The 23,968-nt window shown below is 54.7% G+C and carries 24 protein-coding genes; 13 read left to right on the top strand and 11 right to left on the bottom strand.

Annotated elements, in window-relative coordinates; translation table 11 throughout:
- Position 1: 1 nt before the first annotated feature.
- Positions 2 to 2,071: a glycine--tRNA ligase subunit beta gene (gene glyS, locus MUA00_RS15920; protein ID WP_271124006.1), complete on the top strand. Its 2,070-nt coding sequence runs from the start codon at positions 2 to 4 to the stop codon at positions 2,069 to 2,071.
- A 67-nt stretch (positions 2,072 to 2,138) separates the two neighbouring features.
- On the opposite strand, the gene uspF is transcribed toward glyS, so the two are convergent.
- From uspF to MUA00_RS15905, 3 genes are all read right to left on the bottom strand, one after another.
- Entirely contained in the window at positions 2,139 to 2,573 is a 435-nt protein-coding gene (uspF, locus tag MUA00_RS15915; protein ID WP_271124005.1) for a universal stress protein UspF, read from the bottom strand.
- A gap of 203 nt (positions 2,574 to 2,776) precedes the next feature.
- Positions 2,777 to 3,067, bottom strand: coding sequence for an HTH-type transcriptional regulator (locus MUA00_RS15910; protein WP_271124004.1), 291 nt, complete (start codon positions 3,065 to 3,067; stop codon positions 2,777 to 2,779).
- Positions 3,068 to 3,325: 258 nt separating this feature from the next.
- Positions 3,326 to 4,705, bottom strand: coding sequence for an MFS transporter (locus MUA00_RS15905; protein ID WP_271124003.1), 1,380 nt, complete (start codon positions 4,703 to 4,705; stop codon positions 3,326 to 3,328).
- Between the two features lie 487 nt (positions 4,706 to 5,192).
- On the opposite strand from MUA00_RS15905, the gene MUA00_RS15900 reads away from it, so the two are divergent.
- Positions 5,193 to 5,903: a DUF3053 domain-containing protein gene (locus MUA00_RS15900; protein ID WP_271124002.1), complete on the top strand. Its 711-nt coding sequence runs from the start codon at positions 5,193 to 5,195 to the stop codon at positions 5,901 to 5,903.
- A gap of 261 nt (positions 5,904 to 6,164) precedes the next feature.
- Positions 6,165 to 6,377: a transcription antiterminator/RNA stability regulator CspE gene (gene cspE / locus MUA00_RS15895; RefSeq protein ID WP_121264842.1), complete on the top strand. Its 213-nt coding sequence runs from the start codon at positions 6,165 to 6,167 to the stop codon at positions 6,375 to 6,377.
- A gap of 68 nt (positions 6,378 to 6,445) precedes the next feature.
- Here cspE and yiiM read toward each other — a convergent pair whose 3' ends face one another.
- Both yiiM and sodA read right to left on the bottom strand, forming a co-directional pair.
- Positions 6,446 to 7,123, bottom strand: coding sequence for a 6-hydroxyaminopurine reductase (gene yiiM / locus MUA00_RS15890; RefSeq protein ID WP_271124001.1), 678 nt, complete (start codon positions 7,121 to 7,123; stop codon positions 6,446 to 6,448).
- A 75-nt stretch (positions 7,124 to 7,198) separates the two neighbouring features.
- Positions 7,199 to 7,819 carry a superoxide dismutase [Mn] gene (sodA, locus tag MUA00_RS15885; RefSeq protein WP_271124000.1) on the bottom strand — a complete coding sequence of 207 codons (621 nt, stop codon included), beginning with the start codon at positions 7,817 to 7,819 and terminating at the stop codon, positions 7,199 to 7,201.
- Between the two features lie 403 nt (positions 7,820 to 8,222).
- Here sodA and rhaT point away from each other — a divergent pair, with 403 nt between their 5' ends.
- Positions 8,223 to 9,257 carry an L-rhamnose/proton symporter RhaT gene (rhaT, locus tag MUA00_RS15880; protein WP_271123999.1) on the top strand — a complete coding sequence of 345 codons (1,035 nt, stop codon included), beginning with the start codon at positions 8,223 to 8,225 and terminating at the stop codon, positions 9,255 to 9,257.
- Here rhaT and rhaR read toward each other — a convergent pair.
- Together rhaR and rhaS (MUA00_RS15870) are read right to left on the bottom strand one after the other, a co-directional pair.
- Positions 9,250 to 10,101, bottom strand: coding sequence for an HTH-type transcriptional activator RhaR (gene rhaR, locus MUA00_RS15875; RefSeq protein ID WP_271123998.1), 852 nt, complete (start codon positions 10,099 to 10,101; stop codon positions 9,250 to 9,252). The two genes, rhaT and rhaR, sit on opposite strands and share 8 nt — an antisense overlap.
- Before the next feature lie 156 nt (positions 10,102 to 10,257).
- Entirely contained in the window at positions 10,258 to 11,094 is an 837-nt protein-coding gene (gene rhaS / locus MUA00_RS15870; RefSeq protein WP_271123997.1) for an HTH-type transcriptional activator RhaS, read from the bottom strand.
- Positions 11,095 to 11,395: 301 nt separating this feature from the next.
- Here rhaS (MUA00_RS15870) and rhaB point away from each other — a divergent pair, with 301 nt between their 5' ends.
- The 9 genes from rhaB to rhaM all read left to right on the top strand — a co-directional run bounded on the left by rhaB (position 11,396) and on the right by rhaM (position 21,440).
- A complete protein-coding gene (gene rhaB / locus MUA00_RS15865; RefSeq protein ID WP_271123996.1) occupies positions 11,396 to 12,868 on the top strand; it encodes a rhamnulokinase in 1,473 nt (490 codons plus the stop codon).
- Positions 12,865 to 14,124: an L-rhamnose isomerase gene (rhaA, locus tag MUA00_RS15860; protein WP_271123995.1), complete on the top strand. Its 1,260-nt coding sequence runs from the start codon at positions 12,865 to 12,867 to the stop codon at positions 14,122 to 14,124. The genes rhaB and rhaA overlap by 4 nt, the downstream gene beginning before the upstream one ends.
- A gap of 111 nt (positions 14,125 to 14,235) precedes the next feature.
- Complete coding sequence (gene rhaD / locus MUA00_RS15855; RefSeq protein WP_271123994.1) at positions 14,236 to 15,060, top strand: rhamnulose-1-phosphate aldolase; 825 nt, start codon at positions 14,236 to 14,238, stop codon at positions 15,058 to 15,060.
- Between the two features lie 182 nt (positions 15,061 to 15,242).
- Positions 15,243 to 16,235, top strand: coding sequence for a rhamnose ABC transporter substrate-binding protein (rhaS, locus tag MUA00_RS15850; RefSeq protein WP_271123993.1), 993 nt, complete (start codon positions 15,243 to 15,245; stop codon positions 16,233 to 16,235).
- A 111-nt stretch (positions 16,236 to 16,346) separates the two neighbouring features.
- The gene (locus MUA00_RS15845) at positions 16,347 to 17,858 is read left to right on the top strand and encodes a sugar ABC transporter ATP-binding protein (RefSeq protein ID WP_271123992.1); all 1,512 of its coding nucleotides are present in this window, start codon (positions 16,347 to 16,349) and stop codon (positions 17,856 to 17,858) included.
- Positions 17,858 to 18,862: an ABC transporter permease gene (locus MUA00_RS15840; protein WP_271123991.1), complete on the top strand. Its 1,005-nt coding sequence runs from the start codon at positions 17,858 to 17,860 to the stop codon at positions 18,860 to 18,862. The genes MUA00_RS15845 and MUA00_RS15840 overlap by 1 nt, the downstream gene beginning before the upstream one ends.
- Positions 18,859 to 19,884 carry an ABC transporter permease gene (locus MUA00_RS15835; protein ID WP_271123990.1) on the top strand — a complete coding sequence of 342 codons (1,026 nt, stop codon included), beginning with the start codon at positions 18,859 to 18,861 and terminating at the stop codon, positions 19,882 to 19,884. The genes MUA00_RS15840 and MUA00_RS15835 overlap by 4 nt, the downstream gene beginning before the upstream one ends.
- A gap of 96 nt (positions 19,885 to 19,980) precedes the next feature.
- A complete protein-coding gene (gene fucO / locus MUA00_RS15830; protein ID WP_271123989.1) occupies positions 19,981 to 21,129 on the top strand; it encodes a lactaldehyde reductase in 1,149 nt (382 codons plus the stop codon).
- On the top strand, positions 21,126 to 21,440 hold the full coding sequence (gene rhaM / locus MUA00_RS15825) for an L-rhamnose mutarotase (RefSeq protein ID WP_271123988.1): 315 nt from the start codon (positions 21,126 to 21,128) through the stop codon (positions 21,438 to 21,440). Before fucO ends, rhaM begins: the two co-directional genes overlap by 4 nt.
- A 72-nt stretch (positions 21,441 to 21,512) precedes the next feature.
- On the opposite strand, the gene MUA00_RS15820 is transcribed toward rhaM, so the two are convergent.
- From MUA00_RS15820 to MUA00_RS15805, 4 genes are all read right to left on the bottom strand, one after another.
- Entirely contained in the window at positions 21,513 to 22,478 is a 966-nt protein-coding gene (locus MUA00_RS15820) for a chemotaxis protein (RefSeq protein WP_271123987.1), read from the bottom strand.
- Positions 22,479 to 22,622: 144 nt separating this feature from the next.
- The gene (locus MUA00_RS15815; RefSeq protein ID WP_271123986.1) at positions 22,623 to 23,204 is read right to left on the bottom strand and encodes a P-loop NTPase family protein; all 582 of its coding nucleotides are present in this window, start codon (positions 23,202 to 23,204) and stop codon (positions 22,623 to 22,625) included.
- A complete protein-coding gene (locus MUA00_RS15810; protein WP_271123985.1) occupies positions 23,201 to 23,638 on the bottom strand; it encodes a PTS sugar transporter subunit IIA in 438 nt (145 codons plus the stop codon). Before MUA00_RS15810 ends, MUA00_RS15815 begins: the two co-directional genes overlap by 4 nt.
- A gap of 9 nt (positions 23,639 to 23,647) precedes the next feature.
- Positions 23,648 to 23,917 carry a hypothetical protein gene (locus MUA00_RS15805; protein ID WP_271123984.1) on the bottom strand — a complete coding sequence of 90 codons (270 nt, stop codon included), beginning with the start codon at positions 23,915 to 23,917 and terminating at the stop codon, positions 23,648 to 23,650.
- Positions 23,918 to 23,968: the final 51 nt, after the last annotated feature.

Below are 23,968 nucleotides of genomic sequence, written 5' to 3'. Positions count from 1 at the left end.
CATGTCTGAAAAAACTTTTCTGGTGGAGATCGGCACTGAAGAGCTGCCGCCAAAAGCCCTGCGCAGCCTGGCGGAATCCTTTGCTGCGAACGTAACGGCGGAACTGGATGCGGCGAACGTCGCCCACGGTGAAGTGAAATGGTTCGCGTCTCCGCGCCGCCTGGCGCTGAAAATCGCAAACCTTGCCGAAGCACAGCCTGACCGCGAAGTTGAAAAACGCGGCCCGGCGATTTCTGCTGCGTTTGATGCCGAAGGCAAACCGAGCAAAGCCGCTGAAGGCTGGGCACGCGGCTGCGGCATCACCGTCGATCAAGCGGAGCGTCTGAAAACCGATAAAGGCGAATGGCTGATGTACCGCGCGCACGTTAAAGGCGAAAGCGTGCAAACGCTGCTGCCTGCGATGATCGCAACGGCGCTGACCAAACTGCCGATTCCAAAACTGATGCGTTGGGGCGCCAACGATACGCACTTCGTGCGTCCGGTCCACACCGTGACCCTGCTGCTGGGCGATGAAGTTATTCCGGCAACCATTTTGGGTATTCAGTCCGACCGCGTAATTCGCGGCCACCGTTTTATGGGCGAGCCGGAATTCACCATTGATAACGCCGATCAGTATCCGCAGATTCTGCTGGAGCGCGGCAAAGTTATCGCCGACTACGAGCAGCGTAAAGCCGTTATCAAGCAGGGTGCAGAAGAAGCCGCTCGCAAAATCGGCGGTAACGCCGATCTGAGCGAAAGCCTGCTTGAAGAAGTGACCTCGCTGGTTGAATGGCCAGTGGTGCTCACCGCTAAGTTCGAAGAGAAATTCCTCGCGGTGCCTGCGGAAGCGCTGGTTCACACCATGAAAGGCGACCAGAAGTACTTCCCGGTTTACGCGAACGACGGCAAGCTGCTGCCAAACTTCATCTTCGTGGCGAACATCGAATCGAAAGATCCGCTGCAGATTATCTCCGGCAACGAGAAGGTTGTTCGTCCGCGTCTGGCGGATGCGGAATTCTTCTTCAATACCGACCGCAAAAAGCGTCTTGAAGATAACCTGCCGCGTCTGGAAACCGTTCTGTTCCAGAAAGAGCTCGGCACGCTGCGCGATAAAACCAACCGTATCGAAGCGCTTTCCGGCTGGATTGCCGGGCAGATTGGCGCGGACGTGAATCACGCAACCCGTGCTGGCCTGCTGTCCAAATGCGACCTGATGACCAACATGGTGTTCGAATTCACCGACACCCAGGGCGTGATGGGCATGCACTACGCGCGTCACGACGGCGAAGCCGAAGACGTGGCCGTTGCGCTGAACGAACAATATCAGCCGCGTTTCGCGGGCGATGAACTGCCGTCTAACCTCGTGGCCTGCGCCGTAGCCATTGCCGATAAGATGGATACCCTTGCGGGCATCTTCGGCATCGGCCAGCATCCAAAAGGCGATAAAGACCCGTTTGCTCTGCGTCGTGCAGCCCTCGGCGTGCTGCGTATCATCGTTGAGAAAAACCTGCCGCTGGATCTGCAAACTCTGACCGAAGAGGCCGTGCGCCTGTACGGCAGCAAGCTGACCAACCAGAAGGTAGTGGATGACGTTATCGACTTTATGCTGGGCCGTTTCCGCGCCTGGTATCAGGAAGAAGGCCACAGCGTGGATACCATCCAGGCCGTACTGGCGCGTCGTCCGACCAAACCGGCAGATTTCGATGCGCGCATGAAGGCCGTATCCCACTTCCGTACTCTGGAAGCGGCGGCGGCGCTTGCGGCGGCAAACAAACGTGTTTCCAACATTCTGGCGAAGTCAGAAGAAACGCTGAACGACCACGTTCACGCTTCCGTTCTGAAAGAAGCCGAGGAGATCCGTCTGGCGACCAATCTGGTTGTGCTGCGCGATAAGCTGGAACCCTTCTTCGCCGAAGGCCGCTATCAGGAAGCGCTTGTCGAACTGGCCAACCTGCGCGAGCCGGTTGATGAGTTCTTCGATAAAGTGATGGTCAACGCCGAAGACAAAGCGCTGCGCATCAACCGCCTGACGCTGCTGTCCAAACTGCGTGAGCTGTTCCTGCAGGTCGCAGATATTTCTCTGCTGCAGTAACGAGCGCCGCTTGTAACGGAAAACCCCGCGAAAGCGGGGTTTTTTATTATTACAGCCTGATAATTTTTCAGCGCACGACCAGCACTGAACATTTCGCATGACGAACCACCGCCGCGGCGTTTGAGCCAAGAAGGTAGGTAGACATGCTTGGCCTGTGCGAAGCCAGAATAATCACGTCAGCGTTAATATCATCGGCCAGCCGGAGAATATGATCTTTTGGCGTGCCGCTCACCATGTGCTTTTCAATCCGGTCGCCGGGAAGGCTGAATTTAGCGATAATATCGCTCAGCGACTCCATAGCCGCAGCTTCCCTCTCTTTGACATCAGGCGCTATCGAAGAGTAACCCAGGCCGTAAGAGGCAAAATAGGTATAATCAGGAATGACCGCCAGGAAATGGATTGTGGCATCGTCCTGCTTTGCGTACGCCTCTACATGAGGAATAACCTGCTGCGTCAGTTCCATTTCAGAAATATCGATAGGAACCAGGATTTTCTTAGACATACAGCCTCCTTTTGCTTGTCTGGTATTTGCCCTTCTTTAGTTATGGTTAATTTTTGCGATTTTGGTAGTGATGCAGGTCTGGTTTCCGGACATTACGGTTTCGTTTAATGATGATTCGCTTTTAGTCCCGCCTCCGGAAACAACAAACCCCGCGTCATTGAGCGGGGTTTTGGTTAAGGCAAGTCAGGGTACAAAGTACAAAATCATTCCATCAACTGCTTACTGAGCATGGGATTCGCCTGTATAAGGCGCATCAGCTTCAGTTCGGTACTGGAGGGTTTGATTCGTTTTGATTCCCACTCCTGCACCATCGAAACACTGACCCCCATCGCGCGAGCAAAATCATCAATTTTCAAGCCCGTGCTTTTACGCACCTGCTCAAATTCCGAAAACGCGTTGGGTTTATTTCTCAGGGTCACCGTTTGTTGTTCGTTTTTAAAAACTATCTGCTCAAGACTGCTAAGCAGTTCAATCATTGGATCTTTATATTCCATTGAGAACTCCTCATAAATCACACATTGACCTCGTGAAGGTTAAGAAGCCTTTTAAGAATAGCCTGAAAAAAGCATGCTGATGATTCATAGCGTAACTATTCTTATAGAACTTGTTGTTTATGCGATTTAAACGAGAAATTAAGCGTCATAACAGATTGAAAATCAGGCCAGAAAGGGGACTAAGTATAAATTTGTAAATGGTTATGCACTTATTGCGCCAGCGGCGTTCCTTCTCCACCGCTGGCAGGAGACGAACCTTCAGGCTTTTTGCGTGGCTTTATTCAGTTCGCTGTTCCCTAAGCGATTTACGCGAGGAGCACGCAGGCCTGCCCAGGATTTCACCATCAATGCGATGGCAGAGAGCAGCGCCGGGATCGCCAGCAGCATAAAAATGGTTTTGAATGAGAGCTCCGCCTGCATCAGGAATGCGCCGCTAAAGGCCCCCAGAATACCGCCGAAACGCCCAAGCCCGAGCATCCATGCCACGCCCGTCGCTCGCCCTTGCGTTGGATAAAACCCGGCCGCCAGCGCAGGCATTGAGGATTGCGCACCGTTCATGATGGTTCCGGCGATAAACACCATCACGCCCATCAGCACCAGGCTTGAGGTCGAGAAGCCGACCAGACAAACAAACAGGCCCGTCAGCAAATATCCTACGGCGACCACTTTGTTCGGGTTCAGTTTGTCCATCAGCGCGCCGATTATCAGCACCCCGATCCCCCCGCCCAGCGGGAACAGGGCGGTAATAACCGAAGCCTGGCTCAGGGATGCGCCGGTTTCACGGATTAACAGCGGCAGCCAACTGGTCAGAAGATAGAAAATCAGCAGGCCCATAAAATATGTCAGGCAAAGCATCAGCGTACCGACCAGATAGCGCGGCGAGAAAATGACCCCCAGCGCAGTTTTGTCTTTAATGTGTCCGCCAGCTTCGTTAAGCACAAAACGCAGGTTCTCCGTCGCCGGGAGCGGAGCAATGCGCTTGAGAATAGCGGCGATATCTTTCTGCGGTTTATTCTTCACCACCAGATAACGAGCCGATTCCGGCAGCCAGATAATCAGCACCACGGAGAGGATAAGCGGCATCACGCCGCCCAGGATCAGCACGCTTTGCCAGCCCAAATGCGGGATCATCCAGGCGGAAATAAAGCCCCCCATGGAAGAACCTATCGGGAAGCCGACAAACATCAGGTTGACCAGCAGCGCACGTTTACGCTCCGGCGCGTATTCGGACATTAACGTTGCCGCATTGGGCATCGCCGCTCCCAGCCCCAGGCCAGTAAGAAAACGCAGCGCAGCGAGCGTGGTCAGGCTGGTGGCGAACGCCGTCAGCAGGCTAAAGCCGCCAAATACCAGAATCGACAGCACCAGCACCTTTTTACGTCCGATGCGATCGGCCATCGGCCCGGCTGTAAGCGCGCCAACGGCCAGACCGACCAGGGCCGCACTCATCACCGGGCCAAGGTCGGATTTCTGCACGCCCCACTCCTGGACCAGGTCCGAGGCGATAAAGCCGATGATGGCGGTGTCGAAGCCGTCCATCGCGACGGTAATAAAACACAGCGCGAGAATCATCCACTGGAACTTAGAGAAGCGGTGCTCGTTAATAAATGCCTGAATATCGGTCGTTGAATTTGTCATAAGGCAAGTCCTGCGAAAGCAGCAAGCCGCGGCCGGAGCGTAGGGTGGGCCGAAACCTGCCGGAGTTAACCTGAAATGTTCGATTATCGAACAAAGATTCGTTAATCGTTCGTTAAATCAAACCATTCAGCGGGCTATTCGGCAATCATCCGGCGGGTGTTTGTGTGCGATTATCGTACCGCTCAGGACGGAAGCTAAAGCCCGTCAACCGTAATCCATTAAATATTAAAGGATTAAATAATGGGATGCGAAGTGCGTCAGGGCGCGGATCTGTGAGAAGGTTAACATTTACGCAACAATCACCCTGCGGCAGCTCCTGCCCGAACCTGCTATAAAAAGCGAGCAAAAAGGCAGCTTCAGGCTGCGATTTTGGCTTAAAGAGATTGTTGTGAAAGGGTATCTTGCGCGAGCGGCCTGGACTATCATTAGCTACATTATCGGGTACGCGTATGCGCATTTGCATTATTTGGTGAAAGGAGTAGAAAAGATGGCGACAGGTAAGTCCTGCTCTCGCTGGTTTGCGTCGCTTGCGGCGTTATTAATGGTGGTGAGCCTCAGCGGTTGCTTTGATAAAGAAGGCGATCAACGCAAGGCGTTTATCGATTTTCTGCAAAATACAGCCATGCGTAGCGGTGAACGCCTGCCTACGCTGACGGCCGATCAGAAAAAACAGTTCGGTCCGCTGGTTTCTGACTACGCCATTTTATACGGCTTCTCTCAGCAAATAAGCCAGGCGATGGACGACGGCATGAAGCCGGTGGTCGACAGCGTAAACAGCATTCGTGTTCCGCAGGATTATATGACTCAGCGTGAAGCGCTGCGTCAGGCGAACGGTTCCCTGAATGTGCTTGGCCAGCAAGTGCAGAACGCCAAAATGCAGGCGGACAGCGCGCGCTCCACGTTAAAACAGTCGGACGATCTAAAAACCGTTTACGATCGGGTTTATCAGAAAGTGGTTACAGCCCCGGCGAACGCCATGGCGCCGCTGATTCCTGCCGCCCAGACCTTCACTCAGCAACTGGTTCAGGTAGGTGATTTTATCCAGCAGCAGGGAACGCAGGTCGGCTTTACCGCAGGCGGCATCCAGTTCCCGACCTCACAGCAGGCCAGCCAGTACAACTCGCTGATAGGCCCGCTGGCGTCGCAGCATCAGGCATTTATGCAGGCTTATTCAAGCGCTCAAAACGCAATGCAGTGATGCTATTTCCCCGTTGAAAGGCGGGGAGTTTCCAGGCGGCTTACCTTCCAGCCCTGTGGACGGCTGAAATAATTCTTGTCATCACCTGGTTAAATATGCGTTAATGCCGACATCGGTTTGACGCACAGACCTTTCAAGCAAAGCAGTCCTCCAGAAGTTATCGTAGATACCTTTCAAAGTGAGTTTCTCCTTTATCGCTTCAAAAATCTGTAAAGCATACCAATGCGCCGCAAGGCAAACTCTATTTAAAAGGTAATATCAATGTCTGCTAAAATGACTGGTCTGGTTAAGTGGTTCAACTCTGACAAAGGCTTCGGCTTCATCACTCCTGACGATGGCTCTAAAGATGTGTTCGTACACTTCTCTGCTATCCAGAACGATGGCTACAAGTCCCTGGACGAAGGCCAGAAAGTGTCTTTCACCATCGAAAGTGGTGCTAAAGGCCCAGCAGCTGGTAACGTAACCAGCCTGTAATTGCTGCCTAAGCAAAGATTCTAAAACCCGCCTCTGGCGGGTTTTTTCGTTTCCGGGATCTGATAAATCTATGACTTCCCAAACAAGCGCCGTGAATTGTTCTCCATCTTTCCTGAAAGTCGACGTTTTTGCATGGTGCGCGTCCAGCTAACCGAAAGCCCTGCCGCTGACAGCAGGCGATGGTACTGCTCATCATCAAACGGCATATGCCAGGCGATAGCTATCGCTTCAGCGACGCTCACATCACTCACGCGGGAAACCAGCTCCAGCGGGGTTTCCGTAGCGACATTCCCCGCCATCACTACTCTGTACAGCCAGCCGCAGTAGCCTGATTTCTGCATCAAAGAGGCCATATCACCGATACCGAAATGGTAGTTGAGCTTAAAGCACGGCGAACGAGGTTGCGTAACCTGAATAAGCGCATCGCCCCAGCGGAAGATATCGCCAATGTAGACGTTTTTTTCCGTCAGGCCGCTGGTTGAAAGATTTTCGCCAAAAGCCGGAGCGGTAAACAGCTCTGCCTGCTCGGGAAATTCTCGCGCCCAGTGGAGATAATGTTCACGAGGATAGTGGCACAACGCACGATCCGGCCCGCCGTGAATCACTTTCTCGGCCTGCTGATCGCCTTCCAGCCCCAGCTCCGTCAGCCGTAGCTCGCCATCGACCTGATATTTTGCAATCGCACTCGGCCTGCTGCCTTCGTAATCACGAATTTTACCGATATAAACCTGTAGCGGATGGTGCATCTGCCTCTCCCTGTTATGCAACAGACATAAAAAAAGCGAGCCATCAGGCTCGCCTCTCGTCAGTTGCAATGCAACTTATTTTTTAGCAGCAAAACGGGCTGCCGCTTCGTCCCAGTTCACAACTTCCCAGAACGCTTTGATGTAATCAGGACGCTTGTTCTGATACTTCAGGTAGTAAGCATGCTCCCACACGTCCAGGCCCACAATCGGGAAGCCGGAAACGCCGGAAACGGCTTCGCCCATCAGCGGGCTGTCCTGGTTTGCGGTAGAAACCACGGCCAGTTTGTCGTCTTTCAGCACCAGCCACGCCCAGCCGGAGCCGAAGCGGGTCGCAGCCGCTTTTTCAAATTCTTCTTTGAATTTTTCAACGCTACCGAAATCGCGCTCGATGGCCGCTTTCAGATCGCCCTGCAGGGTGGTGCCGGTTTTTAGGCCCTTCCAGAAGAAGCTGTGGTTAGCGTGACCGCCGGCGTTGTTACGCAGTACGGTTTTCTTGTCTGCTGGCAACTGGTCCAGTTTAGCGATCAGCTCTTCAACCGGCAGGTTTGCGAATTCTGGCAGAGATTCAAGCGCTGCGTTAGCGTTGTTGACGTAGGTCTGGTGGTGTTTAGTGTGATGGATTTCCATCGTTTGTTTGTCGAAGTGCGGTTCCAGAGCGTCGTAAGCGTAAGGCAGGGATGGCAATGTATAACTCATGTTCATCTTCTCCACTATTGTTGGGCGGCCTGAGATCTGTTATCGCCGCGTAATCAGTTGGTTCATTATAGTTAATTAAATGATATTGAAAATGTTTATCAATGCCGTAGTTTCTATAAGGTTATAACTTTTTGGTATGTTTAAGAAAAAATAAGGCTTGTCAGGATGATAAAACGCCGCGGAGGCGGAGCTCATTCCTTTTCGCGCGACATATTTGTTATTGCAGGACAGAACTAACTAAAAAATTGTGATCGATATCCTGCCTACCCGCTGAATTTTGCCAGTAACGCTGCCGCCGCGGCAGCACACTGAAGGTTAGCCCGTTACTCACTCTTTAGACTTAATGATATTGGGGTCGTGAGCGGTCGCCCCTGCGTTTTTAATAAAACTAAAGGGATAGAAAATGAGTAACGTAATAACGATGGGGATACTTTGGCATCTGGTGGGGGCGGCAAGCGCCGCCTGCTTCTACGCCCCCTTCAAGAAAGTACAGCGCTGGTCCTGGGAAACCATGTGGGCAGTCGGCGGCTTCGTCTCCTGGATAGTTTTACCCTGGCTGGTCAGCGCCATTCTGCTGCCTGACGTCTGGGCCTACTACGGCTCCTTTAGCCTCTCCACCCTGCTGCCCATTTTTCTTTTTGGCGCGATGTGGGGCATCGGAAACATTAACTACGGCCTGACGATGCGCTACCTCGGTATGTCGATGGGCATTGGCATCGCCATTGGCATTACGTTGATTGTCGGTACGTTAATGACCCCTATTATTGCCGGCAAGTTTGACGTGCTGATTGGCACGCCGGGCGGGCGCATGACCTTACTGGGCGTGCTGGTTGCGCTAATTGGCGTGGCTACGGTGACTCGCGCAGGCCAGCTTAAAGAACGCCAGATGGGCATCAAAGCCGAAGAGTTCAATTTGAAAAAGGGACTCATTCTGGCGGTAATGTGCGGCATTTTCTCCGCCGGGATGTCGTTTGCGATGGATGCCGCAAAACCTATGCACGAAGCCGCCGCAGATTTGGGCGTTGATCCGCTGTATATCGCTCTGCCAAGCTACGTGATAATCATGGGCGGCGGCGCGGTGATAAATCTCGGGTTCTGCTTCATTCGTCTGGCAAAAGTGAAGAACCTGTCGGTAAAAGCCGATTTCTCCGTGGCAAAACCGCTGCTTATCAGCAACGTGCTGTTCGCAGCGCTCGGCGGAGCAATGTGGTATCTGCAATTCTTTTTCTACGCCTGGGGGCACGCCAGCATTCCGGCGCAGTACGACTATATGAGCTGGATGCTGCACATGAGTTTCTACGTGCTGTGCGGCGGGCTGGTGGGCCTGATTATGAAAGAATGGAAGGCGGCGGGCCGCCGTCCGGTGGGCGTGCTGAGCGTGGGCTGCGTGGTGATAATTATTGCCGCCAATATCGTTGGGCTGGGCATGGCTAACTAACTTCAACCGCATAACGCTGGCGCCACATCCGTGGCGTCAAACCTGTCTCTTTGGTAAACACCACCGAAAAGTAATTGCTGTCCTCAAAGCCGCAGCGCGTGGCGATATCGCTAATCAGCATCTCACTGTGACGCAGTAAATCCTGCGCCTGGCAAATGCGTAACTGACGCAAATACTGGCTGATGGTCATCCCGGTTTGCTGGCGGAAAAGCTGGCGAAGGTGGCGCTCCGCTACCTGATGCTGCTGGCAGAATTGCTGAAGTTCAAACGGGGTTTCCAGGCTTGAGCCAAGAGCCGCCATTAATAAATCCAGCGTTTCACCGCCATCGGGCCCAGCGGCATCCCGCGACTGATAACGATGACGACGCAGCAAAATGCAAAGCTGCAGAAACAGGCTTTCCGTCAGGCAAAGTGAGAGCGCGTCCTGCTTCGGGCTTTCGTGCTCAAGCTGGCTGATTAACTGCCGCGCCTGCGCCATACCGTGGCTGCTAAGCCGCCAGCGCGGATCGCTGCCCGCGACCGATTGCCGGTGCAGCAAATCATCCCAGTCGACGTTAAGCTTCAGCCTTTCCGGACAATAAATAATATTATGCAGGACGAGATCGTTAACCGATTCATAACGGTGGCGGTCTTCGGCGCGGATATAAAACAGATCGCCGCAGGTGATGCGCCAGGACCGGTCGTTAAGCACGTGCAGACCGTTGCCGCGCCACACCAGCACCAGTTCGCAGAAATCATGAGAGTGTTCGGCAAAGACGTTTTGCGGATAACGATCCGCCACCGCCACGGGCTGGGCGCTGGACGCAAAAAAGTCTGTTTTTTTCAGCACTAAATGACCGGCCACCGCAATACCTCTACGCAACATCCACAGGAAGGAAGGCGCTAAGCTTATCCCCCTACAATTTACAAACGTAGGTCGGGTAAGCGTGCGCCACCCGACAAAAAAGTAGCTGAGAAGTATTGGCTTTTTCGCTAAAAAAAACGGTGATTGCGTTCGCGATTACTGAAGTTGAGTATCCCGCCCCTGACGAATTTCGCGTGGCGACCAGGAAAACTCGCGCCTGAACAGCGTGGAAAAGTGATTACTGTCGCCAAAGCCGCACTGGAAAGCGATATCCGTCACGCTCTCCTCGCCGTGGCGCAGCATATGGCGAGCCTTCATCAGACGTAAGCGATTAAGGTAGCGCTGCGGCGTAAGCCCGGTTTGCTGCTTGAGCTGGCGATGCAGCGTGCGCAGCGAAAGCGTGAACTGCCCGGCGAGCTGCTCCCAGCAAACCTCCTCGGCGAAATGGTCCTCAAGCCAGGCCATAAGCTGATTGAGCCGCCCTTCCGCGTTCGTTACGCCTTCCATCATGCTGCCTTTACGCAGCAGCACCAGAAGCTGCATAAACAGCATTTCCCGGCTGGCGACGGCATGGGTATCCATACTTTCACCGATTTTTTCGAACTGTTCTATCAACCCGCGCACCTGCTGCAGTACCGGCTGGTTCACCCGCCAGTGCGAGGGATAATTGCCGTCCTGCTCCTGCGGCAGCAGCTTATCCAGACCCGATAAAAAGCAAAACGCATCCGGTGCGCGGTACAGGACATTGGTCAGACAGAGATTTTCTGTGTGCTCATACAGATGGCGATCGTGATCGCGCACGAAGCACACCGAACCACCGCTCAGAGTATAAGGCTGCCCGTTAAAAACATGTGTGCCGGTGCCGTGCTCCACAATCACAATTTCATAGAAGTCGTGATGATGCTCAGGAAACGCCGCCTGCGGCAAACGGGGTTCAATCGCCACCGACGCGTTACCTGACGGGAAGAAATCAAAACCATGCAGTATTGTCATTCTCGCACCCACCACCTTTTGAACAGTTGCCTGATAGTAGATAACGATTCTCATCTGCACCTTAAATTTTTGACGTGAAAACCGTTAAAAACGGTTCGTTTTTTAAGAAATCGCGGGAATTATTCGGAAATGCGGGAAGCGTCACAGGCCGCATGCGACAGATGTAAAAACGAATTTGTGATATCACTCACGTTCATCTTTGCTTCTTTGCCAAAGCGGCATTGCGCCTGTCAGTAACAAGAAGGTGAGCGCGGGCATTCGTTTTTAAAGTAGGGTCAATTAATTCGTAAGGACCCTGACAATGACTCTTCGCCATAGTGTTGCAGTTGACCTGGGCGCTTCAAGCGGCCGCGTCATGCTGGCGCGCTTTGACCGTGATACCCGCAGTATCTGCCTGCGTGAAATTCACCGCTTCGTCAACTGCCTGCAGCGAACGGATGGTTTCGCCACCTGGGATCTGGACGCGCTGGAGCAGGAAATCCGCACCGGCCTGCAAAAAACCTGCGATGAAGGCATCGTTATCGACAGCATCGGCATTGATACCTGGGGTGTGGATTTTGTGCTGCTTGACCGCGACGGTAAGCGCGTCGGCCTGCCCGTGTCCTATCGGGATAACCGCACCGATGGCGTAATGGAAAACGCCCTCGGCGAGTTAGGCCGGGAAGAAATTTATCGCCGCACCGGCATTCAGTTCCTGCCTTTCAATACGCTTTACCAGTTGCGCGCGCTCAGCGAACAGCAGCCAGGAGTGCTGGATAAAGTCGAACATGCGCTGCTGATCCCGGACTATTTCTGTTACCGCTTAACCGGCGCGCTGAACTGGGAATATACCAACGCTACCACCACGCAACTGATCAACATCAATAGCGATAGCTGGGATGAAACGCTGCTTGGTTGGGCCGGCGTGCCGCGCAAATGGTTTGGCACACCAACGCATCCGGGCAACGTTATCGGCCAGTGGATTTGCCGGGAAGGCAACAAAATCCCGGTCGTTTCCGTCGCGACTCACGATACCGCAAGTGCGGTATTAGGCGCGCCGCTGAAAGATAAAGAGGCTGCTTACCTCTCATCTGGCACCTGGTCTTTAATGGGCTTTGAAAGCAAAACGCCCTATGCGACGCGCAAAGCGCTGGCCGCCAACATCACTAACGAAGGCGGGGCGGAAGGCCGCTACCGGGTACTAAAAAATATTATGGGGCTGTGGCTGCTGCAACGCGTCACAAAAGAACTGGCGATTACCGATCTGTCGGATTTGATTGCCCGCGCCAGACAAATTCCCGCCTGCAAATTTGTCATCAATCCTAACGACGATCGCTTTATTAACCCGGAAAGCATGAGCCGCGAAATTCAGGCCGCCTGCCGGGAAAGCCAGCAGCCTGTTCCGCTGACGGACAGCGAGCTAGCGCGCTGTATCTTCGACAGCCTGGCGCTGCTTTATGCGCAAATTCTTCAGGAGCTGGCCGAGCTACGCGGCCGCCCTGTTAGCTGCCTGCATATCGTAGGCGGCGGCAGCCAGAACGAACTGCTGAACCAGCTTTGCGCCGACGCCTGCGGCGTACCGGTATTAGCCGGGCCGGTGGAAGCCTCCACGCTCGGAAATATCGGCTGCCAGCTAATGGCGCTGGATGAAATCACCGACGTTGACGACTTCCGGACAATCGTCGCCGCCAGCTATCAACTCAAATCTTTTTCCCCTCAAACAGACAGCGAAATTGCCCGCTACGTGGCGCAGTTTCCGCATAACCGTCAAACCTGTAAGGAGTTTTGCGCATGACCACCTCTATCATTCAAGCCTGGGAACTGGCTAAGCAGCGCTTTGCTGCCGTCGGCGTTGATGCAGAAACCGCGCTGCGTCAACTGGACCGTCTGCCGGTTTCTATGCACTGCTGGCAGGGCGACGACGTTGCCGGCTTTGAAAACCCGGAAGGCGCGCTGAGCGGCGGCATCCAGGCGACCGGCAACTATCCGGGCAAAGCGCGCAACGCAGCCGAACTCCGCGCCGACCTTGAGCAGGCGTTAAGCCTGATTCCGGGGCCAAAGCGCCTGAATCTGCACGCTATTTATCTTGAGTCCGCTACGCCGGTTTCCCGCGACCAAATCAAGCCGGAACACTTCAAAAACTGGGTCGAATGGGCAAAAGCAAACGGCCTGGGCCTGGATTTCAATCCATCTTGCTTCTCGCATCCGCTAAGCGAAGACGGTTTTACTCTCTCCCACGCGGACGATAAAACCCGCCAGTTCTGGATTGACCATGTGAAGGCCAGCCGCAAAGTTTCCGCCTACTTTGGCGAGCAGCTCGGCACGCCTTCGGTGATGAATATCTGGATCCCGGATGGCATGAAAGATGTCACCGTTGACCGGCTGGCCCCGCGCCAGCGCCTGCTGAATGCGCTAGACGAAGTCATGAGCGAGAAGCTGAACCCGGCTCACCACATTGACGCGGTGGAAAGCAAACTGTTCGGCATCGGTGCCGAAAGCTATACCGTGGGCTCTAACGAATTCTATTTTGGCTACGCCACCAGCCGCCAGACGGCGCTGTGCCTGGATGCGGGCCATTTCCACCCGACCGAAGTCATCTCCGACAAAATCTCCAGCGCCATGCTCTACGTGCCGCGCCTGCTGCTGCACGTCAGCCGCCCGGTGCGCTGGGACAGCGACCACGTGGTGCTGCTGGACGATGAAACCCAGGCGATCGCCAGCGAAATCATCCGCCACGATTTGTTCGACCGCGTGCACATCGGTCTCGACTTCTTTGACGCGTCCATTAACCGCATCGCGGCATGGGTTATCGGCACCCGCAACATGAAGAAAGCGCTGCTGCGCGCCCTGCTGGAGCCAACAGAAACCCTGCGCAAGCTTGAAAACGAAGGCGATTACACCGGTCGTCTGGCGCTGCTCGAAGAGCAGAAATCCCTGCCGTGGCAGGCCGTCTGGGAAATGTACTGCCAGCGCAACGATGTCCCGGCCGATGCGCAATGGCTGGATAACGTGCGCGGCTACGAGAAAGACGTGCTGGTTAAGCGCGGCTAGTTGATTACCGGTGGATGACGCTTCGCTTATCCACCCTACAAATACCTTACAAACGTAGGGCGGATAAGCGGTAGCGCCATCCGCCAGATAAAAAACAGGAAACACAAAACTATGCAGAACATCCTTAACGCCTGGTTTGTCGAAGGCATGATCAAAGCGACCAGCGACGCCTGGCTGAAAGGCTGGGACGAACGCAACGGCGGCAACATCACCATGCGTCTGAGCGAAGCCGACATCGCGCCTTTCCAGGCTGATTTCCACGCCGAGCCGCGCTATATCACGCTAAGCCAGCAGATGCCCGATCTCGCCAATACGCCGTTTATCGTCACCGGTTCCGGCAAATTCTTCCGCAACGTTCAGCTCGATCCGGCCGCAAATATTGGCGTGGTAAAAGTGGACAGCCGCGGCATGGGCTACCACATTTTGTGGGGACTGGAAAACGAAGCGGTGCCGACTTCTGAACTTGCATCGCACTTCCAGTCACATTGTGTGCGTATGAAAGTGACCGACGGTCGCGATCGCGTAATTATGCACTGTCACGCCACCAATCTGATTGCCCTGACTTACGTGCTGGAAAACGATACCGACATCATCACACGCAAGCTGTGGGAAGGCAGCACCGAGTGTCTGGTCGTGTTCCCGGACGGCGTGGGCATCCTGCCCTGGATGGTGCCGGGCACCGATGAAATTGGAACAGCGACCGCAGGCGAAATGCAAAAACACTCGCTTGTGCTGTGGCCGTTCCACGGCGTATTCGGCAGCGGCCCGACGCTCGACGAAGCCTTTGGCCTTATCGATACCGCCGAAAAGTCTGCGGAAGTGCTGGTCAAAGTCATCTCGATGGGCGGCATGAAGCAGACCATCAGCCGCGATGAGCTTATCGCGCTTGGCAAACGTTTTGGCGTCACCCCATTAGCCAGCGCATTAGAGCTGTAACTCTGTAACGGTGGATGGCGCTTCGCTTATCCACCCTACAAAACTGAACGACGAATGACGCTGCGCTTATTCACCCTACATTTTCTTTGTAGGTCGGATAAGCGCAGCGTCATCCGACAAAAAGTACCGTTAATAACAATAAAAAACACCTGCAAACTGACCCTACATGCGGAGTACAAGCAATGAAAATTAAAGCAATATTAGGTTGTACGCTCACCGTTGCCGCGCTGAGTTTATCCAGCTCTGCTCTTGCCGAAGTGAAAATCGCCCTGGTGGCGAAATCCCTCGGCAATGGTTTCTTTGAAGCAGCAAACGTGGGGGCTCAGGAAGCCGCCAAAGAGCTGGGAGATGTCAAAGTCATCTATACCGGCCCGACCACCACCACCGCCGAAGCGCAGATTGAAGTGCTTAACGGCCTGATTGCCCAAGGCGTGGATGCTATCGCTATCTCCGCCAACGACCCGGACGCCGTGGTGCCCGTGCTCAAAAAAGCCATGCAGCGCGGCATTAAGGTCGTCTCCTGGGATTCCGGCGTCGCCAAAGATGGCCGTCAGATCCACCTTAATCCGTCCAATAACGCACTGATTGGCGAAACTAACGTCAAGCTGGCCGCCGAAGCGCTAAAAGCCATGAACGTTGAGAAAGGCGACGTAGCGGTTCTGAGCGCAACGCCGACTTCCACTAACCAGAACATCTGGATTGCCGAGATGAAAAAGGTGCTGCCGAAGTACCCGTCCGTCAATCTGGTAACCGTGGCTTACGGGGATGACCTTTCCGATAAAAGCTACCGCGAAACCGTGGGCCTGCTGAAGTCTTATCCCGATCTGAAAGTTATTGTTTCCCCCTCCTCCGTGGGCATCGTTGCCGCCGCTCAGGCGGTTAAAGATCAGGGCAAAATCGGCCAGGTTTACGTGACCGGTCTGGGCCTGCCGTCTGAAATGGCGGGCGCTATTAAATCCGGCGCGTCAAAAAGCTTCGCCATCTGGAACCCTATCGACCTGGGCTACGCGGCAACTTACCTGGCCGATGATTTAGTTAAAGGCAGCGCCACCAAAACCGAAGCCAGCATGGGTAAATTAGGCAAGGTGAAACTGGACGCCGACGGCAGTGGCGCAATGGCCGAGCCGTTTGTTTATGACGCCAGCAATATCGATAAATTCTCGAAGATCTTCTGATAGCAATGTGGCGGGGAGCGTTTGCGCTTACCCGCCCTACGAGCCCAGTGTAGGGTGGATAAGCGCAGGCGCCATCCACCACTTTTTGCATTCTGGATGGGGAATTTAACGATGACTGCCTCCACACCACTGCTGTCACTCAGGGGAATAACCAAAATATTCCCGGGCGTGCGCGCCCTTGAAAATGTTCACCTCGACCTCTGGCCTGGCAAAGTCACGGCGCTGATTGGGGAAAACGGGGCGGGCAAATCCACGCTGGTCAAAGTCATGACCGGCATTTACCAGCCGGAAGAAGGCGAGCTGCTTTATAAAGCGATCCCGATAACGCTGCCCAATCCTGAAGCGGCGCACAAAGTCGGCATCACGGCAATTCATCAGGAAACCGTGCTGTTCGACGAACTCACGGTGACCGAAAACATTTTTGTCGGCCACTATCTGTATCGCGGCCTGTTCAAAAAGCTCGACTGGCCCGCCATGCACCAGCAGGCGCGGGAAATCCTGACCCGCCTTGAAGTGCAAATCGACCCGCGCGCCACGCTCAAAACGCTGAGCATCGCCCAGCGCCATATGGTTGCGATTGCCCGGGCGCTATCTTTTGAAGCCCAGGTGGTGATTCTGGATGAGCCCACCGCCGCGCTGTCGCAGCACGAAAACGTCGAGTTTTATCAAATCGTTGAACGCCTGAAACGTGAAGGCAAAGCCATCCTGTTTATCTCTCATAAGTTCGATGAAATCTTTGCGATTGCCGATCATTACACCGTCCTGCGCGACGGCGTTTATATCGGTTCCGGGCAAATCAGCGACATTACCGAAGACCGCATGGTGACCATGATGGTCGGGCGTGAAATCAGCCACGCTTATCCAAAAACCGCCTGCGAGCCGGGCGAAACCGTGCTGGAAGTGAAAGATCTCTGCCATCCAACGGAATTCGCTCATATCAATTTCACCCTGCGCAAAGGGGAAATTCTCGGTTTTTACGGCCTGGTCGGCGCCGGGCGAACCGAACTGATGCAGGCGCTGTCCGGCGTCTCGCGCCCGGGTAAGGGCGAGATTCGCTTAAACGGCAAAACCGTCGAGTTCAGCCAGCCCGCCGATGCCATCAAAGCCGGGATTGTTTGCGTGCCGGAAGAGCGACAGAAACAGGGGGCGATTATCGAATTGCCTATCAGCCAGAACATCAGCCTGCCGCAGCTCAGCCGCCTTAATCCGAACGGCGTGCTTAACGAATCCCGCGAATGGGCGCTCGCCGATGAATATGCAAAGCGCCTGCAGGTGAAGGCGTTTAGCTGGCGACAGAAAGTCGAAACGCTTTCCGGCGGTAATCAGCAGAAAGTGGTGATCGGCAAATGGCTGGCGACGCAGCCTGAGGTCATCATTCTCGATGAGCCGACCAAAGGCATTGATATCGGCTCCAAAGCCGCGGTGCATCAGTTTATGTCCGAGCTGGTCGGCCAGGGGCTGGCAGTGATTATGGTGTCGTCGGAGCTGCCGGAGGTGATGGGCATGGCGGACAGAATTATCGTCATGCACGAAGGGCTGATGGTGGCGGAATACAAAGCCGGCGAGGCCAGGGCGGAGACCATTGTCAGCGCGGCCAGCGGCGCGAGCGAGGAGGCGGCATAATGTGGCGCAAACTGCTTAAACACCGTGAAGCCCTGCTCGCCGGGGTGATTTTGCTGATGGTGCTGGCTATCGGCAGCCGTGTGCCGTCGTTCCTGGCGCCCGGCAATCTGGTAGAGATTTTTAACGATACTTCCATTCTGATTATTCTGGCGCTCGGCCAGATGATGGTGCTGCTGACCAAAGGTATCGACCTTTCGATGGCGGCTAACCTTGCGCTCACCGGGATGATTGTCGCGCTGCTGAACTTCCATCATCCGGAAATTCCGGTCTTTCTTCTGCTGATTATCGCCACCCTACTTGGCCTGCTGATGGGCATGATTAACGGGCTGCTGGTGTGGAAGCTGGGTATTCCGGCGATCGTGGTGACGCTCGGCACCATGAGCATCTACCGCGGCATTATTTTTCTGCTCTCAAAGGGAGGCTGGATCAACGCTCACCAGATGAGCGGTAACTTCCTCGCGCTGCCGCGCACTTCCCTGCTGGGCATGCCGCTATTGAGCTGGTGCGCCGTTGCAGCCCTGCTGCTTGTGGGCTACTTCCTGCTTTACAGCCGCACCGGGCGCGCCATGTACACCGCGGGCGGCAACGCGACGGCCGCGTATTACACGGGCATCAACGCCGGAAAAATGCAGTTCATCAGCTTCAGCCTGAGCGGCGCGCTGGCAGGTTTCTGCGGCTATCTGTGGATTTCTCGTTTTGCCGTTGCGTATGTGGACGTTGCTAACGGTTTTGAACTGCAAATCGTCGCGGCGTGCGTCATTGGCGGAATAAGCACTATGGGCGGCATCGGCCGCGTGCTGGGCTGCCTGCTGGGCGCGCTGTTCCTCGGCGTCATTAACAACGCGCTGCCGGTGATCGGCGTGTCGCCTTTCTGGCAGATGGCTATTTCCGGCGCGGTCATTGTGGTTGCCGTGCTGCTGAACGAACGCGGCAATAAACGTAAAGGGCGACTAATCCTGCGCGATGCCGCGCTTTCTAAACAGAAAGAGGCGGTGAAACCATGAATAAGACGCTGATCTCTGAACAAAGGGTTCCTGCGGCTCAACCGGAGCCGCTGTTTAAGCGCCTGCTGTGCTGGGAAAGTTTCCTGCTCGCGGTAACGCTTGCGGTATTTGTCGCCAACGCGCTGGCTTCGCCCTATTTCCTGAATATCTGGAACCTGTCGGACGCCACGTTCAACTTCACCGAAAAAGCGATCATCGTGCTGCCGATGGCGATGCTGATTATCGCCCGGGAAATCGACCTGTCCGTCGCCTCGACCATCGCGCTCAGCTCTACGGTAATGGGGTTCTGCGCGCAAGCTGGCATCGATACTCCGCTGCTGGTTTGCGTGGGGCTTGGCGTGGGGCTGCTGTGCGGATTGTTCAACGGCTGGCTGGTAACGCGCTTTAACCTCTCATCCATCGTCATCACCATTGGCACCATGAGCCTGTATCGCGGCATCACCTACATCCTGCTGGGCGACCAGGCGCTCAATACCTGGCCGGAGAGCTTTGCGTGGTTCGGCCAGGGCTACGTGTGGGGCGCGCTGTCGTTCGAGTTTGCGCTATTTATCGTGCTGGCTGGCGTATTCGCTTTCCTGCTGCACAAAACCAACTTTGGTCGCCGCACCTATGCCATCGGCAACAACCCGACCGGCGCATGGTATTCCGGCATCAACGTTAAGCGCCACAACATGATCCTGTTTGTGTTAGTCGGCGTTATGGCCGGGCTTGCGGCGGTGCTGCTGACGTCGCGCTTAGGCAGCACGCGTCCGACGATTGCGATGGGCTGGGAGCTAAGCGTGGTCACCATGGCGGTGCTGGGCGGCGTCAATATTCTTGGCGGTTCCGGCAGCATGACCGGCGTGATTATCGCCGCGTTCCTGATGGGGCTGGTGACGTTTGGCCTGAGCCTGCTGAATGTGCCGGGCATCGTGATGTCGATTATCGTTGGCCTGATGCTTATCACCGTGATTTCTTTGCCGATTATTACGCGGCGAGTCTTACAACGCAGGGTGGATAAGCGCAGCGCTATCCACCAATAACATCTGGCGGGTGGCGTTACGCTTACCCGCCCTACGCTCATTCCGGAAAAATGGGCGCATTAAGAATTCGAAACAGCAATATTAAGGAGAATCACAATGAGCTTTATGTTGGCCTTACCCAAAATCAGCCTTCACGGCGCGGGAGCAATCGGCGATATGGTTAAGCTGATTGCCGGAAAAAACTGGGGCAAAGCGCTGGTCGTCACCGACGGACAGTTGGTAAAGATGGGTCTGCTGGACAGCCTCTTTGCCGCTCTGGACGCAAACCTGCTGTCGTATGAACTGTTTGATGAAGTCTTCCCGAACCCGACCGAGGAGCTGGTGCAGAAAGGATTTGCCGCGTACCAGGCGGCAGAATGCGACTACATCATCGCCTTCGGCGGCGGCAGCCCGATTGACACCGCTAAAGCGGTTAAAATCCTTACCGCAAACCCCGGCCCTTCAACCGCCTATTCCGGCGTGGGCAAAGTCGTAAACGCGGGCGTTCCGCTGGTGGCGATTAACACCACGGCGGGCACCGCGGCGGAAATGACCAGCAACGCCGTAATTATCGACTCACAGCGCCAGGTCAAAGAAGTCATTATCGATTCAAACATCATCCCGGACATCGCCGTTGATGATGCGAGCGTCATGCTCGGCATCCCGGCTGGCGTCACCGCGGCTACCGGCATGGATGCGCTGACCCACGCCATCGAAGCCTACGTTTCCGTAGGCGCGCATCCGCTGACCGACGCCAACGCGCTGGAAGCTATCCGCCTGATTAGCCAGTGGCTGCCAAAAGCCGTCGATGACGGACAAAATCTGGAAGCACGCGAAATGATGGCTTACGGGCAATATCTGGCCGGCATGGCGTTTAACAGCGCGGGGCTTGGCCTGGTTCACGCCCTGGCGCACCAGCCGGGGGCAACGCACAATCTGCCGCACGGCGTGTGCAATGCCATCCTGCTGCCGATTATCGAAGCCTTTAACCGCCCGCAGGCCGTGGCGCGTTTTGCAAAAGTCGCCGTGGCGATGGGCGTGAACGTACAGGGCATGAGCGAAGATCAGGCAAGCCTGAAGGCGATCGAAGCGATCCGCGCGTTATCAACCCGCGTCGGCATTCCGTCTGGCTTCAGCCAGCTTGGCGTGAAAACCTCGGACATTGAAGGCTGGCTGGACAAAGCCCTCGCCGACCCCTGCGCGCCGTGTAATCCTCGCACCGCAACCCGTGAAGAGGTACGCGAGCTTTATCTGGAGGCATTATGATCCGCAAAGCGTTTGTGATGCAGGTAAACCCCGATGCCCATGAAGAATATCAGCGCCGCCATACGCCGATTTGGCCGGAGCTTGAGGAAGTGCTTAAACAGCACGGCGCACATCATTACGCTATTTATCTGGACGCTAAACGCCATCTGCTTTTCGCCACGGTAGAGATCGAATCCGTGGAGCGCTGGAATGCGGTTGCGCAAACGGAAGTCTGCCAGCGCTGGTGGGAACATATGCGTGAGATTATGCCGAGCAATCCGGATAACAGCCCGGTGAGTGCGGAGCTTAAAGAGGTGTTTTATTTAGCGTAATGCCAGCAGACGCTACGCAGGCTTTCAGGGTGGGAAAGCGTAGCGTCTCCCACCCTGTGACGGGCAGACAAACTAAAGCGCGGCATCCTCCAGCGCCTTGTGAATCACCGTTGAAAGTTCTTTTACATCGAACTTCGCTACGTAGCCGTTCGCCCCTACTTTGCGCACGTGATCTTCGTTAGCGCTGCCCGACAAAGATGAGTGAATCACCACCGGGATCTGTTTTAACGCCGCGTCGGTTTTAATATTGCGCGTCAGGGTAAAACCATCCATTTCCGGCATTTCAATATCGGTTAACACCATGCCAATACGATCGGTGATTGGCTGGCCTGCGGCTTTGGCTTCCGCCGCGATAACTTTGATTTTTTCCCAGGCTTCCAGGCCGGTTGAATGCATAATCGCCGGGATGCCCATGCCCTTCAGGCCTTGCTCCAGCATCGAACGGGCGACCTTTGAGTCTTCTGCCACAATCGCCACCGCGCCCGGTTTCAGGGTGTAGGTTTTCTCTTCGATGGCTGTGACATCCACATCGCGTCCGGCGGGAATAATGTCATAGAGAATTTGTTCAACGTCGAGCACCAGCGCCAGCTCGCCTTTGTACTCGTCGCTGTCCAGCGAGGCAATACTGGTGATGTTACGGCTGCTGACCCCCGATTCGGCGGCATGAACCTGGCTCCAGTCCAGACGAATGATATTTTCTACGGATTCCACCGCAAAAGCCTGCGTGCTGCGGGCGTATTCCGTTATCAATAAAAGATTCAGCCCGGTTTGCGGCGTACAACCGGTAACGGCCGGCAGGTCAATGACCGGGATAATCTGGTCGCGGATATTCGCCATGCCCAGCAACGGCGACTCCATCCCCGCCGCGCGATTGATTTTCGGCATCGGCACGATTTCGCGCAGTTTAAAAACGTTAATGCCATACAGCTCTGATTTATCGGCGTGCTGACCTTTCCCTAACCGGAACAATAACAGCTCAAATTTATTGGATAACGCGAGGTTAGCCCTCTCATCGATATCTTTCTGAAAACTATCCATTTTAACCTCGAATGATAACCCGGCGGGTCGTGTCGCCCTGTTTTACAGGTGCCCTGTATAAGTTATCGGCAGAACGAGCAAAAAATGGAGTCTGTTGGCTAAATAATGATGGGGATGAGGGGGAATCCCCCCCCGATTAGTCGTTCAGGCAATTCTTAGCGCGTGTTGGGGGATGTCCAGCTTGTTGCCTAACCATTCCAGCAGCGTTTGCGTATCGAGCGGGTGGCTTTGATCTACGGTATAAACCGGCCCCAGCGCCATAGGCTGCGCGCTGTCTGCAAGTCTCAGCAGTTCAGGCAGATACTCTTCGCCGGGATGGCCGGGCCGTCTCACATCCAGCCTCTGCGCATAGCGTGCCGTAGCAAGGCTGCCGGGGATCTGATTCCACACTTCCAGCACCGTCGCGATGCCCGCCTGGTCGAGATAACGCTCCAGCGCTTCTTTGGGCTGGAAACCAAACCAGGCATCGATAATAAATACGCACTGCGTCGGGCTGTCTGCCACTATCGACCAGATAACGTCGTAGGCCGCGCAGCCCAGACGGCGGTTAAACGGCCTGTCTATTTCATCAAACTGCGCCATAAACGGTTCTTTGATGCCATCGATTGTCAGCACCGGTAGCGCAAAATGTTCGGATAAAAGACGGGCGACGGTACTTTTACCCGAGGCCGGAACGCCGTTCACAAGTACCACCGTTTTGCCCTGTGTCCGCGAAGATTTGCTCATAATATTGCGATCACCTCTTCCTTAGCTTTTGCCAGGCGCAGCTTCGCCATCACGTCGTCATCGCCTAACAAATTCACAATGGCGCGAATGCCTTCTTCAATGTGGCCATTGCTGTCGCGGGCCGCAAACATAATAACGATATCGGCCTTGTCGCTATCGGCAAACGCAATCGGCTTATCAAGCAAAACCAGGCTAAAGCAATTTTTAATGACGCCGCATTCCGGGCGGGCATGGGGCATAGCGATGCCCTCTTCAAAAACATAATACGCGCCATGCTCCAGAGTGTTATTAATTACCGCCTGATAATAGGAGGGCAGGATATAGCCGTTATCAACCAGCGGCTGCGCCGCCAGTTGAATCACCTTTTGCCAGTCCGTTTCGCGCACCCCGACCTGAATCGCCTGTGCTTCAATTAATAACTCTTTAATAGCCATAATGGCTCCTTAAATAGTCCTGCGAATGGTATTTCGCAATTCATCAATTTTGACAAATAAAGCATCGATATGCTGACGATGCGTTTTACTCTTCGCATAAACTTGTAACGCCTGGTTATAGCGCAGCATTAAAGCTTTCTGCGTTTCGCCATTATTGGGGTTTTCCGTCAGCGTCTTCTCCAGCGCCGTTAATTCAGCATCAAGTTGTTCGGCCTGAATATCATATTGCGCCGTATCTGAATTATCTTGATGGAAAAGTTTTTTTAAAGATCCAAACATAGCTATCTCCCGCCCCGACGATTGCCGCGCAACCAGGGTTACATTAAAGAG

Source organism: Dryocola boscaweniae, from assembly GCF_025215095.1.
Classification (GTDB): domain Bacteria; phylum Pseudomonadota; class Gammaproteobacteria; order Enterobacterales; family Enterobacteriaceae; genus Dryocola; species Dryocola boscaweniae.
The sequence above is the reverse complement of the archived record's forward strand: the minus strand, read 5'-3'. Positions and strand labels throughout refer to the sequence as shown.

Coding starts and splice junctions, on each gene's coding strand:
- glyS (WP_271124006.1), top strand. CDS start 2: ATGTCTGAAAAAACTTTTCTGGTGGAGATCGGCACTGAAGAGCTGCCG.
- uspF (WP_271124005.1), bottom strand. CDS start 2,573: ATGTCTAAGAAAATCCTGGTTCCTATCGATATTTCTGAAATGGAACTG.
- MUA00_RS15910 (WP_271124004.1), bottom strand. CDS start 3,067: ATGGAATATAAAGATCCAATGATTGAACTGCTTAGCAGTCTTGAGCAG.
- MUA00_RS15905 (WP_271124003.1), bottom strand. CDS start 4,705: ATGACAAATTCAACGACCGATATTCAGGCATTTATTAACGAGCACCGC.
- MUA00_RS15900 (WP_271124002.1), top strand. CDS start 5,193: ATGGCGACAGGTAAGTCCTGCTCTCGCTGGTTTGCGTCGCTTGCGGCG.
- cspE (WP_121264842.1), top strand. CDS start 6,165: ATGTCTGCTAAAATGACTGGTCTGGTTAAGTGGTTCAACTCTGACAAA.
- yiiM (WP_271124001.1), bottom strand. CDS start 7,123: ATGCACCATCCGCTACAGGTTTATATCGGTAAAATTCGTGATTACGAA.
- sodA (WP_271124000.1), bottom strand. CDS start 7,819: ATGAGTTATACATTGCCATCCCTGCCTTACGCTTACGACGCTCTGGAA.
- rhaT (WP_271123999.1), top strand. CDS start 8,223: ATGAGTAACGTAATAACGATGGGGATACTTTGGCATCTGGTGGGGGCG.
- rhaS (WP_271123997.1), bottom strand. CDS start 11,094: ATGACAATACTGCATGGTTTTGATTTCTTCCCGTCAGGTAACGCGTCG.
- rhaB (WP_271123996.1), top strand. CDS start 11,396: ATGACTCTTCGCCATAGTGTTGCAGTTGACCTGGGCGCTTCAAGCGGC.
- rhaA (WP_271123995.1), top strand. CDS start 12,865: ATGACCACCTCTATCATTCAAGCCTGGGAACTGGCTAAGCAGCGCTTT.
- rhaD (WP_271123994.1), top strand. CDS start 14,236: ATGCAGAACATCCTTAACGCCTGGTTTGTCGAAGGCATGATCAAAGCG.
- rhaS (WP_271123993.1), top strand. CDS start 15,243: ATGAAAATTAAAGCAATATTAGGTTGTACGCTCACCGTTGCCGCGCTG.
- MUA00_RS15845 (WP_271123992.1), top strand. CDS start 16,347: ATGACTGCCTCCACACCACTGCTGTCACTCAGGGGAATAACCAAAATA.
- MUA00_RS15840 (WP_271123991.1), top strand. CDS start 17,858: ATGTGGCGCAAACTGCTTAAACACCGTGAAGCCCTGCTCGCCGGGGTG.
- MUA00_RS15835 (WP_271123990.1), top strand. CDS start 18,859: ATGAATAAGACGCTGATCTCTGAACAAAGGGTTCCTGCGGCTCAACCG.
- fucO (WP_271123989.1), top strand. CDS start 19,981: ATGAGCTTTATGTTGGCCTTACCCAAAATCAGCCTTCACGGCGCGGGA.
- rhaM (WP_271123988.1), top strand. CDS start 21,126: ATGATCCGCAAAGCGTTTGTGATGCAGGTAAACCCCGATGCCCATGAA.
- MUA00_RS15820 (WP_271123987.1), bottom strand. CDS start 22,478: ATGGATAGTTTTCAGAAAGATATCGATGAGAGGGCTAACCTCGCGTTA.
- MUA00_RS15815 (WP_271123986.1), bottom strand. CDS start 23,204: ATGAGCAAATCTTCGCGGACACAGGGCAAAACGGTGGTACTTGTGAAC.
- MUA00_RS15810 (WP_271123985.1), bottom strand. CDS start 23,638: ATGGCTATTAAAGAGTTATTAATTGAAGCACAGGCGATTCAGGTCGGG.
- MUA00_RS15805 (WP_271123984.1), bottom strand. CDS start 23,917: ATGTTTGGATCTTTAAAAAAACTTTTCCATCAAGATAATTCAGATACG.